The sequence below is a fragment of the Chryseobacterium sp. BGARF1 genome (genome assembly GCF_001677955.1).
GTDB lineage: Bacteria > Bacteroidota > Bacteroidia > Flavobacteriales > Weeksellaceae > Chryseobacterium.
The window spans coordinates 24,159-41,121 of the sequence record NZ_LELA01000050.1; the positions used below are offsets into that span (position 1 = coordinate 24,159).

General features: G+C 30.6%; 15 protein-coding genes. 14 read left to right on the top strand and 1 reads right to left on the bottom strand.

Annotated elements, in window-relative coordinates; genetic code table 11:
- The first annotated feature begins 118 nt into the window (after nt 1-118).
- The 11 genes from AB671_RS09910 (at nt 119) to AB671_RS09960 (ending at nt 9,473) form a co-directional block, all read left to right on the top strand.
- Complete coding sequence (locus AB671_RS09910; RefSeq protein WP_066680227.1) at nt 119-685, top strand: Crp/Fnr family transcriptional regulator; 567 nt, start codon at nt 119-121, stop codon at nt 683-685.
- A gap of 75 nt (nt 686-760) precedes the next feature.
- Nucleotides 761-1,339: an NAD(P)H-dependent oxidoreductase gene (locus tag AB671_RS09915; protein WP_066680228.1), complete on the top strand. Its 579-nt coding sequence runs from the start codon at nt 761-763 to the stop codon at nt 1,337-1,339.
- An 84-nt stretch (nt 1,340-1,423) separates the two neighbouring features.
- Complete coding sequence (gene mnmE, locus AB671_RS09920) at nt 1,424-2,809, top strand: tRNA uridine-5-carboxymethylaminomethyl(34) synthesis GTPase MnmE (protein ID WP_066680229.1); 1,386 nt, start codon at nt 1,424-1,426, stop codon at nt 2,807-2,809.
- Between the two features lie 167 nt (nt 2,810-2,976).
- Entirely contained in the window at nt 2,977-4,116 is a 1,140-nt protein-coding gene (locus AB671_RS09925; RefSeq protein ID WP_066680231.1) for a site-specific integrase, read from the top strand.
- Between the two features lie 11 nt (nt 4,117-4,127).
- Complete coding sequence (locus tag AB671_RS09930; RefSeq protein ID WP_066680232.1) at nt 4,128-5,048, top strand: hypothetical protein; 921 nt, start codon at nt 4,128-4,130, stop codon at nt 5,046-5,048.
- Nucleotides 5,049-5,153: 105 nt separating this feature from the next.
- Nucleotides 5,154-5,435: a helix-turn-helix transcriptional regulator gene (locus tag AB671_RS09935; protein WP_066680233.1), complete on the top strand. Its 282-nt coding sequence runs from the start codon at nt 5,154-5,156 to the stop codon at nt 5,433-5,435.
- A gap of 7 nt (nt 5,436-5,442) precedes the next feature.
- Nucleotides 5,443-6,432 (top strand): RepB family plasmid replication initiator protein, encoded by a 990-nt coding sequence (locus tag AB671_RS09940; protein ID WP_157444177.1) that lies wholly within the window; start codon nt 5,443-5,445, stop codon nt 6,430-6,432.
- Nucleotides 6,433-6,823: 391 nt separating this feature from the next.
- Nucleotides 6,824-7,648 carry a toprim domain-containing protein gene (locus tag AB671_RS09945; RefSeq protein ID WP_066680768.1) on the top strand — a complete coding sequence of 275 codons (825 nt, stop codon included), beginning with the start codon at nt 6,824-6,826 and terminating at the stop codon, nt 7,646-7,648.
- A 136-nt stretch (nt 7,649-7,784) separates the two neighbouring features.
- Nucleotides 7,785-8,081 carry a plasmid mobilization protein gene (locus tag AB671_RS09950; protein WP_066680767.1) on the top strand — a complete coding sequence of 99 codons (297 nt, stop codon included), beginning with the start codon at nt 7,785-7,787 and terminating at the stop codon, nt 8,079-8,081.
- Nucleotides 8,082-8,105: 24 nt separating this feature from the next.
- Entirely contained in the window at nt 8,106-8,975 is an 870-nt protein-coding gene (locus AB671_RS09955) for a relaxase/mobilization nuclease domain-containing protein (protein WP_066680766.1), read from the top strand.
- 9 nt (nt 8,976-8,984) lie between these two features.
- Nucleotides 8,985-9,473: a hypothetical protein gene (locus AB671_RS09960; protein ID WP_066680764.1), complete on the top strand. Its 489-nt coding sequence runs from the start codon at nt 8,985-8,987 to the stop codon at nt 9,471-9,473.
- Nucleotides 9,474-9,478: 5 nt separating this feature from the next.
- Here AB671_RS09960 and AB671_RS09965 read toward each other — a convergent pair whose 3' ends face one another.
- A complete protein-coding gene (locus AB671_RS09965) occupies nt 9,479-10,063 on the bottom strand; it encodes a hypothetical protein (RefSeq protein ID WP_157444178.1) in 585 nt (194 codons plus the stop codon).
- 457 nt (nt 10,064-10,520) lie between these two features.
- Between AB671_RS09965 and AB671_RS09970 the strand changes: the two genes are divergently transcribed.
- The 3 genes from AB671_RS09970 (at nt 10,521) to AB671_RS09980 (ending at nt 16,962) form a co-directional block, all read left to right on the top strand.
- Entirely contained in the window at nt 10,521-13,670 is a 3,150-nt protein-coding gene (locus AB671_RS09970; RefSeq protein WP_066680761.1) for an Eco57I restriction-modification methylase domain-containing protein, read from the top strand.
- A gap of 141 nt (nt 13,671-13,811) precedes the next feature.
- Nucleotides 13,812-15,836 carry a hypothetical protein gene (locus AB671_RS09975; protein ID WP_066680760.1) on the top strand — a complete coding sequence of 675 codons (2,025 nt, stop codon included), beginning with the start codon at nt 13,812-13,814 and terminating at the stop codon, nt 15,834-15,836.
- Nucleotides 15,837-15,990: 154 nt separating this feature from the next.
- Nucleotides 15,991-16,962, top strand: coding sequence for a hypothetical protein (locus tag AB671_RS09980; protein WP_066680758.1), 972 nt, complete (start codon nt 15,991-15,993; stop codon nt 16,960-16,962).
- Nucleotide 16,963 lies beyond the last annotated feature (1 nt).

Consider the following 16,963-nt stretch of genomic DNA (forward strand, 5'->3'; position numbering starts at 1 on the left):
TATACTAAAAAACTAATATCCTTTAACATCATCTCTATTTAATAGAGGTGGTGTTTTTTTAATAATGGAAAATCATTACTTAAATTTGTTACAATTAACAATATAATTTATTGACTCAATGATTCACCAGTTCTTCCAAAGCTTCAACCTTTTTTCTAAAAATGAAATAGATAATCTTTTGATTTTTTTTAAAGAAAGAAAGCTTGCCAAAAATGATTTCTTTGTGAAAGAAGGTGGAAAATGTAAGGAAATCGCTTTTATACAATCAGGAATTTTCAGGTCATATTATGTTTCAGAAAAAGGAAAAGATAATACATACTGTTTTAGATTTCCTAACGATTTATTAGCCTCATATTCTTCATTTATTTCTGATCAGCCAAGCATAGAAAACCTGCAGGCTATTTCTGAAGCTACTCTACTCATCATTAAGAAAGAAAAAATTCAAGAACTGGCATCGAAAAACCCGAAATGGAGCGAATTTTTAAGAATGATTGCTGAGCAGGAATATTTAGAACTTGAAAAACGTTTTTTCCAGCTTCAACGAGACAGCGCAACTAAGAGATATCTTTTTTTAATTGAAAACCAACCAGATTATATCCAGAAAATCCCTTTGCAATATTTAGCATCTTATTTAGGCGTTACCCAAAGACATTTGAGCCGCATTAGAAAAGAAATTTATTTTTAGACATTTGTCCTATCCATTGATATTGATGTTACCTAATTTTGTTTGAAAGAATCCGAGTATTCAAATAAATATATCATGAAAAAGATTGCATTAATTAACGGACATCCCAATAACGAATCATTTAATTTCGCTTTAGCCGAAGCCTATAAAAAGGGAGCCGAAAATTCAGGAGCTGAAATAAAGGAAATTATTATCCGAAATCTTGATTTTAATACAAATTTACAATTTGGCTACCAAAAAAGAACAAACCAGGAACCTGACTTAATAAAAGCGTGGGAGATTATACAATGGGCAAATCATCTCGTGTGGATTCATCCGGTTTGGTGGGGCGGACTTCCTGCCATTACAAAAGGTTTTATCGACCGTCTTTTTCTTCCCGGTTTCGCTTTTAAATATCGTGAAAATTCAGTTTGGTGGGATAAGTTTTTAACCGGAAAAACAGCACACATTATTACAACCTTAGATCAACCCAGTTGGTATTACAGGATATTTTACGGAAGACCAAGTGTCAATCAACTCAAAAAATCAACTTTAGAGTTTTGTGGAATAAAGCCTGTAAAAGTTACTTACATCGGAATTATTAAAAATTCAAAAGATGAGCAGCGTAAAAAATGGATTGAAAAAGTATATTCATTAGGTGAAAAATTTAAATAAAATTATCTAAATTAAAATTTAATCAGAATCAATCGGTTTGAAGATTAACATAAAAATCTTCATATAAAACCGTAAATTTGCAAAATGAATCATGACACTATCTGCGCACTTGCCACAGCAAACGGAATTGGAGCTATCGGAATTATCAGAATTTCCGGGGATGATGCAATTTCCGTTTCAGCTAAAATCTTTGACGGTAAAAATCTTGAAAAAGTACAGTCACATACTGTTCATTACGGATTTATAAAAGATGGTGATGAAGTGATTGATGAGGTCATGATTGCCGTTTTTAAAGCTCCCAAAACCTTTACTGCTGAAGATTCTGTAGAGATATCTTTTCACGGCTCACCACACATTGCCAAAAAAATTCTTGAAGTTCTTATTAAAAACGGAGCAAGAATGGCAAAAGCAGGTGAATTTACTATGCGCGCTTTCATGAATGGAAGAATTGATTTAAGCCAGGCCGAATCGATTGCCGATTTGATTGCTTCAGAAAATGAAGCTTCAAGAAAAGTAGCATTAAACCAATTAAAAGGCGGAATCACTCATGAAATTTCCTTTTTAAGAACCGATTTATTAAATTTTGTTTCTTTAATCGAATTAGAACTTGATTTTGCCGAAGAAGACGTAGAATTCGCAGACAGAACCGCCCTGAATCAATTGCTTGATAAAATTGAAACTAAATTAAATTCTCTTATTGAAAGTTTCCAATACGGAAATGCCATTAAGAACGGAACCGCCGTTGCCATTATCGGAAAACCAAATGCAGGAAAATCTACTCTTCTGAACGCTTTGCTAAAAGAAGAAAGAGCGATTGTAAGCAATATCGCAGGTACGACGAGAGATACGATTGAAGAAATACTTCATATCAAAGGTCATGCATTCAGATTAATTGACACTGCTGGTTTGCGTGAAACTTCCGATGAAATCGAAGCCATTGGTGTGAAAAAAGCAAAAGAAAAAGTTGAAAATGCCAATATTCTAGTTTACCTCGCTGATGCAGCTACAAAAGACTTTTCTGAAGACATCGAGATGATAAAATCTCTGCAAAGAGATGATTTAAAATTGATAATCTGTGCAACAAAAATAGATGAAGTTTCTCCTACCCAATATGAGTTGGTGGAAAATATTTTCAGAAAAGAAATCTCACAAGATTTTGATCTCATCACTATTTCTGCAGTTGAAAATCAAAATATGCAAGATTTGAAAGACGAATTATCCTCTTATGTAGAACAACTAAAATCGGAAGAAAGCAACGTAATCATTACCAATCAGCGTCACTTTGAAGCTTTAGGAAAATCTTTGGATGCCGTAAATAAAGTTAAGGAAGCCATTACTTTCCAGATTTCTACAGAGCTTTTAGCTTATGAACTAAGAAATGCTTTAGAACATCTTGGTGAGATTTCAGGCGAAGTGACAAATGATGAAGTTTTGGGAAATATTTTTTCTAAATTTTGTATCGGGAAATAAATACACTTTCTCTTGCTTTCTTTTAGTTTCTTATATTTGATTAACAGTTATTTATGTGATTTTTATTTTCTTTTGTTAGAGTTTGTTTGTACTTTTGTTACCAATCACGTACTACTTAAAAAAATTAATTCTTTTAAGTAGTACAAAGAAGTACAAAATTACAAATTATGAAAATATCACTCAACAAACGAGCTTTGAAAGATGGACGAATTAGTCTTTCGATTGAATATTATCGTGGCTCGGAAATTAATGAAGAAGGTAAAAGACGACATCTCAGAAGTTTCGAGAATTTAGATACCTATTTATTCGGTAATCCTAAGACTTCTGCACAAAAGAAACAGAATAAAGAAGGACTTGAATTTGCAGAAAATGTGCTCTCAATCCGGAAAGCAGAGTATGTTCAAGGTAAGTTCGATTTAAAGAACACAACAAAGTCAAAACGTACCTTCCTGAATTATTTTGAAGAAAAAACTGAGGAAAAGCAAAAGCAAGATTCTTCAAACAATTATGGCAATTGGTTTTCTACGTTACAACATCTTAATAAAATCATTTCCAAAAATTTAACCTTCGATGAAGTTGACGAAGCTTTGATTAAAAAAGTTCGCCATTATTTTGATCATGTTGCCCGGACAAAAAGTGACTTACCATTATCTCAAAATTCCAAATATTCTTATTTCAACAAATTTAAAGCAGCTTTAAGAAGTGCATTTGATGATGGATATCTATCAATTAACTATGCTTCGAAGGTAAAATCTTTTGAACAGGCAGAAAGCCAACGAGAATATTTGACTTTTGAAGAATTACAATCTTTAGCGAAAGCAGATTGTAAATATCCTATTTTAAAAAAAGCTTTTTTATTTTCATGCTTATCTGGTCTTCGCTGGTCAGATATTAATACATTGATTTGGTCTGAAGTTCGAGATGAAGGAGAGTTTTCTAAAGTGAATTTCAGGCAGGTGAAAACTGATGGAGTAGAATATCTTTATATCTCTGCTCAAGCAAGGGAATTACTTGGTGAAAGGCACGATCAGCTGGATCGAGTTTTTAGAGGATTGAAATATGGGATGACTTATAATACCGAAATTATCCGCTGGTGTAATCGTGCTGGAGTTCCTAAACACATTACTTTTCATTCAGCTAGACATACAAATGCGGTACTTCTTCTGGAGAATGGTGCTGATATCTACACTGTTTCGAAAAGACTTGGCCATCGTGAAATTAGAACTACCGCTATCTATGCAAAAATAGTGGACACTAAGATGAAAGAAGCTGCTGAGATGATACCAACATTAAAAATTAACTTTTAAAATATTTAAAGATGGAAATTTTATTTTACGGAAATGGGAAAAGGATGATTAAGTATTATAGCTTAATTATAATTTGTCTTTTAGTTTTAAGTGGATTAAATCTGTACTATTTACCAAATTTTAAGTTGTTAATGCTTGTTGTCTTAGTGTTAATTCTAGTCTATTTTGCAATTGTAGTCAAACTAGTTTTTGGAAAATTTATAGAATCAGGACTTAATGATATATTTTCAACGGAATTTAATAGAATGCGAACATTTATCTTCTTAGGAATTTTTGTAATGATTTATATTTCGTTTGGACTTCTTCAAGAACCAATATTGTATATAAGTGGCTTTAGTCTAGTATATATTCAAAATTCATTGGCTATAACTGGTTTAGCGATTTGTGTTGGTTTAACTGACGTAATGTATAAAACCATTACTATTGATTTTACACAAACTTATGATGGTTTAAATAATTTAAATTATACTGAAGTAAGCAATTCTGATAACAAGCGTGGGACATTGAATATAATGTATTATTGTTTTGCAAATAATCCAAAAGAAGCAAAAAAGGGATTTAAAGCTCTAATTGCTACTTCAAAACCTGATTTAAATGATGTACAAGAGTACAATATAAAAGAAGATAAATTAATCTTTCTTTACGATTCTCTTAGAAAATACGAGATTATTAGAGATTCTACTACTTATGATTTTTTTAAAGATTCTTTTCTCAGAAAACCAATAATTGTGGATATGAATTATTCCGACTTGTATTTATTTTATAAGCTATTCGTGGAAACATACTCAGTTAAAATAACAATGAAAAAATTTTGCACTTTCTTTTTACAAAACAGCTCAGGAGTGTTCGATTATGCAACATTTAGGAAAGAAGGGCGTAGGCAAAAAGAACCTAGAAAGACAGAGGTATTAGAAGATATTTTTGATATTTAATTTTCTTTTGGTAACAATAATATTATAAAGGTAACATGATACTATTGTTACCTTTTTTACTTTCCTATAGTACAACTTTGCTGCATAATTACAATAATTACAGCAATGGAAAGCGACCTTATTCTACACAAGCTCAACAGAATTGAAAAACACATTTTCGCACTGAAACCAATCCTTAATGTCGAAGAGCTGGCAGATTACACTGGATTCAAAAAATCATATATCTACAAACTCGTACACGAAAATCTCATCCCTTTTTCGAAACCTAATGGTAAAGTATTATTTTTTGAACGTAAAAAAGTTGATGAATTTTTACTTCAAAACGCGACGAAATCGAAAGACGAAATCGAGAGAGAAGCCATAGAGTTTTCTTTAAAGAAAAAGTGATTTTACTGTGAATAGTAAGAAATTTTTTATACCAGTAGAAAGAAAGAAGGTACTTATTTCTAATGATTTTAGAGAAATCCTCATCACCCAAGACACAACGATTATTGAGCAGCGTCTCATTGTTATGATACTTTCCTCAATCAAGGATGAACAATCAATGTTTATCTCTGTAAAAAGCCCCATTGATCTTGGAGTTCAAACACAGCTTTCATTTGATGATTGTTTTGATGGCTGGGCTAATCAGGGAACTGTAAACTTTATCATTCCGTTGAAAGATTTAAATCCTGAGAGAAAGATGAAAAATAAATCCATTAAAACCGCACTGATTAACATGACAAATATTAATTGGCTGCAATTGAAAGACGAATCCATTAATGGGTATAAAGCTGTTCCGTTTATTTTAGAACCAGGCTGGAATCGTAGTAATATCTTCTTCAAAATGGATAAAGCAGTGATGAAGCATTTGCTGAATATGAGCCATTATTTTCCATTAAGAAAAGATTTACCGTATAAAGCTTCATCAACGAATACTTTAAGGTTTTTGATGTGGATTCTTAAGTTTAGAAAATTTGGAGGAGTGACGATGGCGTATTCGCAGGTTTTGAAAGAGCTTTATATTCCAAATGACAAATATGACGGGCGATCTCGTTTTGAAAGAGATTTTCTTATGAATATAAAAGCCGATTTAGATTTTTGTAATGATTTAAGTTTTAATTATTCTTACAAAGAAGACAAGTATTCTTTTGCTATTTACGATACTGGAAAGACAGTGGGAGTTCATGAAAAGTTTAAAACATTAAATGATCTCCAAATAGATCGAGCATTAAAATATATTAAGAAAAAACGTGAATTAGACGAAGCTCAAATAAGAGTCTTAAAAAGCCTTTACTTGCTAAGAGGGTATGATAAGCTTGCGAAGAGGATAAAGAGCAAAATAAGTCCTTCTTACAAAGGCCAAGATTACATAAAAGCTGTTTTAGTTTTACTTGAAAAATAAAACACGACTTTATCTCCGGAACTTGGGATTTTATCTCCGGAAAGCGAGACTTTATCTCTGAAAAAGTGGACTTTATCTCCGGAAAAGTGAACTTTATCTCCGAAAAACGAGATTTTATCTCCGATTTTTCAATTTTAAAAATGCGAAAAGCTCTTTATTCATGGCGGTTTCGAGAGATTGAAAATTTACCCCTTAATTATATTAATGTTATTAATTATTCTAATGTTATTAATTAAATTAATGAATATGGATAAAAACAACATATTTATACTACTGATAATCAATTGTTTAAAAATAGTTTATTTGAGAATAAAAGTGGGTTTTATCTCCGAAAGTGATTTTTTGCTTTAGAAAAGAAAAAAAATAAAGAATTAGTAAAAAAGAAGAAAAAATGAACATACAGCAGGCAAAGAATATTTCTATCAAGAGTATCATGGAAAGTTTCTCTCTTTTTCCGAGCAAAGGCAATGATAGAACAGCTTTTTATTTTGCGCTGGATCGTGAAGAAAGAACCCCTAGTCTTTCGGTGAATTTCGTAGGGAATACAGCTTTTGATTTTGGGACAGGAAAGAAGTTTGATAATGTCTCGTTAGTTCAAGCGATTAAACAATGTTCGATCTCAGATGCTTTAAAATATATCGCTGGTTTAGATCATGCATTTGCAAAAGAAAAAATTACTCTAGAAAGAGAAACTAGCTTTGAAATTTTAACAATTAAAGATCTTGAGCACCCCGCATTAATTCAATATTTATATAGCAGAAAAATAAATTTCGAAACTAATTATTTACGAGAAATTCATTACGAAATTTCAGGTAAAAAGTATTTTGGTATAGCTTTCGAAAATAATTCTGGTGGCATTGAAATTCGGAATAAATATGCAAAGCTCTGCCTTGGAAAAAAAGATATTTCCATTTTCGAAAATAATTCAAGTACTCTTCAAATTTTTGAAGGTTTTATGGATTTTATGTCTTTCAAAAAGATGGAAGAAATTTTCGGAAATCCGTCGGCTGATTATGTTGTTTTGAATTCTATATCGCTAATCTATTTACTTGAAAAAATGATAAAAAAGTATGAGAAAGTTGAGTTGTATCTCGATAATGATAATGCTGGAGATAAAGGAACTATTGAACTAAAAAACATATTTCCTAATGCAAGTGATCAAAGGGGCTTGTACAAAGAATTTAAAGATATCAATGATTTTTTAATGAGTAGATAGGGGGTCGTTGTATAGCGAGATGTGCCTTTGTGCCCACAAACCTTTCAGATTTGCGCTCCCTAAAGGCGATCTCGCTTTTTCTCCCGAAGGTCGCAAAAGGAAGAATCGCTTTCAGTGATTAAATAAAAATTCAACAATGAAAAATGAATTTATAAAAATAAGAGTGTCTCGAATTGAGAAGAAAATTATTGAAAGAAAATCTAACAAAGCCGGGCTTTCAGTTTCTGAATTTGTACGTCGTTTAGCTTTTGAAAAAGAGTTGAAAAGCAGGCTCAGTGAAGAAGAAATAGAATGCTATAAATCTCTTTCAAAGTATGCGGATAATTTTAGAAGAATCTCGAATCTTTTTAAGCTTGGAGATGTTACCGGAATGAAACAAGAAACCATGGAAGTGGGAAGATTAATTCGTGAACATTTGAAGAAGTTTCAATAATTAATAGTCGGAAAAAACAATGTTATGATAGGAATGGCACAATCCTGCAAAGGTGGCGCAGCTTTGGGAAATTATGTGATGCAAGATGAAAAGGGCTATGAACTTTGTCGAAATGGTGTTTGTGGTGAGAATTCTAAAGAAATTCTGCAGGAAATGAAGATTATTCAGGATTTGAATCAGAATGCTCAAAATAAAACTTTTTCATTGGTTTTCTCACCCGAAAAATCAGAAGGACAAAAACTTTCCAACAAGGAGCTTCGTGAAATTACAAGAGATTTTATGAAAAAACTAAATATTGATCCGGAAAAGCAACAGTTTATCGCTTTTGTACATACCGAGAAGTCTCATAAGCATATTCATATTATTGCAAATAGAGTTCAGGACAACGGTAAATTAATTTCGGATCATTTTATTGGTAAAAAAGCACAATGGGCTGCACATGAGGTTGCGAAAGAAAAAGGATTAATCTCTGCCAAAGAGGTCATGATTAATAAACTTCAAACTATTGAACAAGGAAAAGATTTAGATAGAGCAGTAAAAAATGAAATCTTAAAAAAACATGAATTTGTAATGAATCAAAATCCAAAATCAATGGAATTATATATGAAAAAGATGGAGGAGCTTGGAGTGAAAGTTACTCCCACTATTAATAAACAGGGACAGATACAAGGACATCGTATGATGGATTTGGCGACTGGGAAAGATTTTAAAGCAAGTGAAGTGCATCGAAACTTGGGGTTGAAAAAAATAATGGAAAATGGTATTCCTTTTCAAGATTCTAATTTATCATTCACCAAGCCATTGGAAATTGTGCAAAATGTAGCATTAAAAATTTCAACAAAAATAATCAAGGAAATTGTAAAAAAGACAGTCTCTCAAGGAATGGGATATTAAAATGAAACTATGAAAGCAACACCAAAATTACAAGACACATTAGAAATATTTCTGGAACAAATTGATGGATTAGAAGCTTCTTTAAAAGAAATGAAAAATGTTTCGCCTAATCTATCTGCAAAAATTAACGAGCTTAAAACGATTAAGATTGAACCTGATTTGAAATATTTACAAACGATACATGCTAGAAATATTTCAGAATTTTCTGAAGAAATAAACCGACTTACGCTATTGTTTGATCAAAATCAAACAAGTTTAAAAACCATTCTAAATGAAAATAAGCATAAAATAAGCCACTTCTACTTTTATATATTAATAGCTTCTTTGATAACTATTGGTGCTGTATATTTTGGAATAAAAGGAATGAATTCTCAATCTCAATTAAAATCTCAAATTGAAAGAGTAAAGTCATACAATCAAGATTTAGAAGGTTTTATTGAACATTCTCAACAGTTAGAAAAATACAATAAGTGGTTAGAAAAAAATAAGGCCAAATAGAAATTTCAATCAATTTCATCAAAATTCTGATAAACAATATTGAGAACTTTGTTGTAATCGTATTGTCTTACATAGCGATCAACCAAAAATAAGTAATGCTCTTTTGTAACTACTTTTGATTCATAAGGGATGAATTTTAAAAAATCGAAAAATTGAACATGCAAGTAGTTTTTCATTTCATCGGGAAATTCTTTTGTCCAAATGAGTTCCTCTAATATTTCATTATCTTGTTTTTTGGTATCAATTTCTTTCAAATTATCTTTTGTATCGAACAGTCTAAAGATATTATTCAAAATTCTTATATTACTGAAACCATAGCAATTCATCAGATCAACTAAGTCTTCATCTTTGATCTTTTTGCGGTAGCTAGCAATCGTTATCTTATAATATGAATTGATAATTTCATTATTCTTTTCTGTAGTCTGATTTTTGAGTAGGTCATAAAAATCGAGTAATGATTTCTGAATTTCGATTTCATCGTTATTCTTCGAGAAATTTGGTTTACTAACCTTTCCGAACAATGTTAGATTAATAAATTTTTGTAAAACAAAATGATAGTCTTCAACAATAATTTCAGTAGTATTTTCCATGATTGAGTAAGAAAATACAGTTCCGATATTTTCTATTAAAATGAAAAAGCGTGGAACTGAAGCCAATCTGTTACAGAGGTACTGCGAAGAACCCTAAACCCAGATATAAACTTACAGCCCACGCCATATAATGACATGGGCGTAAGCCTATCGAATTTGGGTTTATAGAAGATTCGCAGTTTTCTGTAACCAATACGATAGCTTACGCTTTAATTAAATTTTTTATTTTCTAGAACAAAGATAAGAATTCGATCTTGAAAAAATATCCCTGAAAATTTCGCAAATAAGAATTTTATCTTAATCCGCATCTAATTTTGGGTTGTAAATCACAAAAAAGTAAAAAAAACATTGATTATGCGGTTTCCCGTTTTTTCTTTTGTTTTCCTTTAGTTATATTTATCGATTATATAAAAATCAATTCAAGGATTACTTGATGATATGAATAATTAATAAAACCATGTTTCAAAAAACTATAATTTCAAAATATCTTAAAAATCAAAATGGAAAGAATGTTACACAAAGGTGGGATCTGTTCAAAGCTCATTTTAATCATCCTGAAATTCAATCAAACATCAGACAGTCCAAAGAAGAACAATATCAAGGGGAGTTCTTAATTGACCTTTTTGTAAATATCTTGGGTTATACCAAAAACCCTACACCCAACTATAATCTTACTACAGAATATAAAAATGTAAAAGACAGCAAAAAAGCTGATGGTGCTATTGTTATCAATAATTCAGTAACTGCGATTATTGAATTAAAAGGTACTAAAACAACTGATCTCTCAAAAATTGAAGAACAGGCTTTTGGGTACAAAAACAACCAGACGGATTGTAAATACATTATTACTTCAAATTTTGAGAAACTAAGATTATATATAGATAATGCCATTGAGCATTTAGAATTCAATTTATTTGAACTTACATTTGACGAGTTCCAGCTTCTTTATTTATGTTTGGCTTATGAGAATATTTCTGTGGATGTTCCTGCAAAGATGAAAGCTGAATCTCTGAGCCAAGAAGATGCAATAACAAAAAAGTTATATAAAGATTATTCGGTTTTCAAGAGACAACTATTTCAGAACTTAGTTGAGCTTAATCCGCAGTATGACCAACTAGAGTTGTTCAAAAAATCTCAGAAATTATTAGACCGATTACTTTTCTTATTTTTTGGGGAAGACAGAGGCTTACTTCCTCCAAATTCTGTAAGATTAATTGTAGAACAATGGGAAAAATTGAAGGAACTGGATGAGTGTATTCCACTTTATGAAAGATTTAAAAAATACTTTGGATATCTCAATACAGGCTTTAAAGGTAAACAATTTGATGTTTTTGCTTATAACGGAGGACTATTTAAACCGGATGATATTCTTGATAATATAAAGATAGATGATACTTTATTACATATCCATAGTGTAAAACTTGCAGATTACGATTTTGATAGTGAAGTTGATGTAAATATTTTGGGACATATTTTTGAAAATTCTTTGAATGAATTAGATGAAGTAAAAGCCCAATTGGAAGGTCAGGAAATTGATAAATCGGAAACCAAACGTAAGAAAGATGGTGTTTTCTACACTCCAAAATACATCACCAAATATATTGTTGAAAATACAGTAGGTAAACTATGTGAGGACAAAAAAGTAGAATTTGCCATTGTGGAAGAAGAGTATTTCACCGATAAAAAAAGACAGCAGAAAACCAAACTCACTTTACTTAGAAAACTAGATGATTACAGAGCTTGGTTGCACCAAATTACCATCATAGATCCTGCTTGTGGAAGTGGAGCATTTTTGAATGAAGCTTTAAATTTCCTGATTGTCGAACACCAATATATTGATGAATTGGAAGCCAAACTTACCGGTTCATCAATTGCTTTTACTTATCATTCTGAAAGTATTTTGGAGAACAATCTTTTTGGTGTAGATCTGAATGAAGAATCTGTAGAAATTGCGAAATTATCTCTTTGGTTAAGGACTGCGGAACCCAGTAGGAAACTGAATAGTTTGAATGACAACATCAAATGCGGAAATTCTTTGATAGACGATCCCGAAGTTGCAGGCGACAAATCATTTAATTGGGAACAAGAATTCCCACAGGTTTTTGAGAAAGGTGGTTTTGATGTGGTGATTGGGAATCCTCCGTATGTGAAATTAGAATCAATAAAAGATGTTTCAGAACAACTATCTAAATTAAATTATAAAACCTTTGAGAAAAGGGGTGATTTATATGTTTTATTTGTTGAAAAAGGATTTAATATTCTAAAAGAAAACGGAATAATTTCTTTTATTATGCCGAATAAATGGCTTCAAGCAGGTTACGGTAAACCTTTACGTGAATATTTTCTTAAATTTAAAATAAATGAATTAATAGACTTCGGAGATTTACAAATATTTGAAGGAGCTACAACTTATCCTTGTATTTTTATTGCGGAGAATAAAGATGCTATCGAAAATATTGCTATTTCTGTTTTAAAGCCAGAGATGAGAAATGATTTTTATTTAAATATAGATAACAATCGGCAAATTTTTGAAACGAAATCATTTAACGGAGATACTTGGATTATTTCATCTAATAAAGATAGAGAACTTGTCCAAAACTTAAATAATCGTTTTAAATCGTTATGTGATTTTATTAGAGGAGAAGCAAATTATGGAATTAAATTCGGTCTTACTGAAGCCTTCTTAATTGATGAATTTAAAAAAAAGGAACTAGTTAAAGAAGATGTAAAATCTCAAGAATTAATCGGTGCATTATTACGAGGACGTGATTTGAGCAAATACAAAACTCCAAATGAAAATGATTTAGACTCAATTATTCTTGCCTATTTTGGAAGTTACAAAGTTCTTGAAACTGATTATCCAGCTTTACATAAACACATTCTTCAGTATGAAGATAAGCTAAAAAAAAGAGGACAATGCAATGGAAGTAAAATTACCGAAACGAAGCCTTTTGAAGGACAGCATCATTGGTTGGAACTGGATAATAATCCTTCATTAGATTATTTAGCACTCTATAGAAAACCAAAAATAATGTATCAAAAATTTCAAGTTAAATCTTGCTTTATTTTTGATGAATCTGGTTTATATTGCAATGATTCAATGTGGATTATTCCTACGGAAGATAAGGGTTTGTTAGCTATTTTAAATTCTAAACTCGGTTGGTGGTTGATTTCTAAATATTGTACACAGATTCAAAATGGCTATCAGCTTATTTGGAAATATTTTGGACAAATACCAATTGTTGAACCTAGCGATAATTTGCGTAAGAAAGCCGACCAAATGCTTTCTCTCAACAAAGACTTACAAGAAATTTCTGCCAAATTCCAAAGAACTTGCGAAAGAAAATTTGAAAATCTAAACCAAAACAAAAAACTGCAAGACTGGTACAAGCTTTCATATGCAGATTTCATCAAAGAACTCACCAAACAAAAAATAAAACTCGCCCTTTCCGAAGAAGCAGAATGGGCAGATTATTTTGACCAAGAGAAAAGTAAAGCCTTAGAAATTCAATCCAAAATTACGAGTACAGATAAAGAAATAGACCAAATGGTTTATGAACTTTATGGGCTGAGTGAGGAAGAGATTGGGATTGTGGAAAAGAGCTAGAAATAACCATAAAAAAAATTATTAGAACCATTTTACTACGAAACTTTTTAATCTTATAAAAATTAAACCAGTAAAAAATTAGACAATTTTAAATATATTATGTCGAGGTTGACGTTGTGAAAATTAAAAAAAACTTTAACTATGAGCTTGAATACTAGTTTAAGAGGAAGACTTAGAAATACTACTTTACCACTTACCAATGCATTATTCCCTGTTTTTGAGGCTGTTGTAAATTCTATTCATTCTATTGATGAAATGAAAAAGGATGATGAGAATTATCAAGGTAAGATAATCATAAAAGTTGTCAGGTCAGGGCAAACATCTGCTTTTACTGAAGTAAAGTCTGAAATTAATGGTTTTGAGATAGTCGATAATGGAATTGGTTTTAATGAAGCTAATTTTAAATCTTTCAAAACATTAGATTCTGATTTTAAAATAGATTTAGGAGGTAGAGGTATTGGACGATTATTGTGGTTGAAGGCTTTTAAAAGTGTCAAAATAGCAAGTGTATTTGAGGAGAAAGATGAATTATTTGAAAGAGCATTTGATTTTAATATTCAAAATGATATTTCAAATGAAAACTATGAGAAGTCAATTTCTAAAATTAGAGAAACATCCATTTCGCTTAAAGACATTCATAAAAATTATTTGGTCTATTTGCCAAAAACTATCGAAACAATTTCCCGAAATATTTTAGAACATTGTCTATGGTATTTTATCAGAACAGGTGGAGCGCCAGACATTGTAATAGTCGATGGTGATGAATCTGCTTCATTACAAAATGAATTCGATTATTTAATGATTGATGCTTCGGAAAAGGATGAATTTTATATTCATAAAGAAAAATTTGAGCTCACTCATTTAAAATTAAAATCTACACAACAAAACCGACACGCTATTAAGTATGGTGCGGCAGATCGAGTTGTTAAAGAAGAGAGTCTCATTGGTCGAATAGTAGGTCTCTATGGATACCTTAAAGAAAATGAAGAAAATTTCACTTATATATGCTTTGTTACCTCTAATTTTCTAACCGAAAATGTAAGTCAGGAAAGATTAAATTTCACTATTCCCGAAACTGTTGATGGAATATTCTCGGAAACTGAAATATTTTTTTCAGAAATCAGAGAAAATACATTGAATAAGGTAAAAAAATTTTTAGAGCCTTTTTTAACAGAAAGTAAAATGGCGGGGTTAGCAAAAGTAGATTATTTTGTTGACAATAAAGCACCTCGCTATAAATCAATAATCAATAGGATTCCAAAAAATGAAATGTTTGTTGATCCTAATATTTCAGATCGTGACTTAGATTTGAAACTTCATTCTCATTTAATGACAATTGAATCTGAATTAATAGCAGAAGGACATAATTTACTTATTCCTCAATCTATCGAAAACAAAGAGTATTACAGTAAGCGGATTGAAGAATATTTATCAAAAGCTAGCGATGTAAAGAAATATGACTTAGCCAATTATGTTACTCATAGAAAAGTTATTCTAGATTTATTAGCCGCCGCAATTGCAAAAAATGAAGGAGGAAGTTATTCTAAAGAAGAAGTGTTGCATAAATTAATTATGCCAATGCAAACAACAAGTGATACAACAGTATTTGAAGATAGTAATTTGTGGTTAATAGACGAAAGATTAGCTTTCCACAATTTTCTTAGTTCTGACAAAACTCTTAATTCTGCATCCATTACTAATTCAAACTCAACTAAAGAGCCTGACTTTTTAGCATTGAATGTTTACGATAATCCATTATTAGTTAATGATTCTGAATCTCTTCCTCTTGCGTCAATAACAGTTATTGAAATTAAGAGACCTATGAGAAATGATGCGAAAACTGGCGAAGAAAAAGATCCTGTAGAACAAGCATTAGGTTACTTAAAGAGAATAAGAGATGGTAAAGTTTTAACAAAAACTGGAAGACCAATTCCAAACTCCGAAAACATTCCGGGATTTTGTTATGTAATTTGTGATTTGACCACGTCTGTAATAGAACGATGTAGTATTTTAGATTTACAGATTACATCTGATAAAATGGGATATTTTGGTTTTCACAAAACTTACAAATGTTATATCGAAGTTATATCTTATGATAGACTTCTTAATATGGCAAAGGAGAGAAATAGAGCATTTTTTGATAAATTAGGTTTACCAGCTAATTAAATATAAATTTCTTATTGATGGGAAAGTGAAAAATTGTAAACTAATAAAACTCCAAAGTTGCAGTCTACTTTTAGAAAGCGATAAAAAGAGTGCTAATAGTGATAGATTTCTTTCTGTAAGAAAAAACTGAAAATTAAAAACTTACACAACTTAAGTGATAGCTATTGTCAACATTGCCGACGTTGGAAGAAAACTAAAAACTAATATTAAATACTATAGAAAACTTAAAATGGGAATTGAAAATACGTGGTTGGGTAGAACTCAAAATCATATTTATGAACATTTTTTACCATATTGGAACGGAATAAATACATTGCTTTTTACAATTGTTGGTATATTGTTTAGCTTAAATCGAGAAATACTATGGGGTAAAATTCATTCTAACACTCTTGGATGGATTCTTTTTATTTTAATAATAGGATCTAGTATATGGCATATAGCTAAGCAAATTTCTAATTCAAAGACTATAGAAAAAATAGAAAAGGAAAAAGATGGAAAAATATTTTCTCTGGAAGAAGATAAAAGAATACATGATGTCACTATACAGAATCTAGAAAACAAAATTTCTAAAATCAATAATAATTCTATTGAAATTGTAGAAATTCATTTAGCATATTTAGCTGAAAAAATGAAACTCACCAGTAATGAAAGAATTACCTTATATAAATTTATTAATGATGAATTTTATGTTTTAGGACGATTTTCTAAAAATCCAGAACTAAAAAAGAGATCTAGAAATAGTTATAAAAAGGAAGGTCTAATTTTTAAAGCCTGGCAAGAAACTAAATTTTTTAAAAATTCCGGAATTCCTGAACCGGATAACAAAAGAAATAAATTTAAATCAGGTTATTATCGTGTAATAAGCTCATTAGCTAAAATCAATGAAGAAACGGTCTGGAATATGAATATGAAAGGAAGAAGTTTCTACATTAAAGCATTAAAAGATATGATGAATTTAGAACAAACCTCTATCGTTGTTGTTGAAAGTAAGAATGACCGAGGATTTGAAGAAGTTGATATTGACATGGTTCTAAATCAAGATGAAGAAAAAAGGTTAGTAGCTTTTGTAGAAAAGATTGACTGGGATTTTCCGAATATAAATAAAGCTAAAGAACAAGGATTTTAAT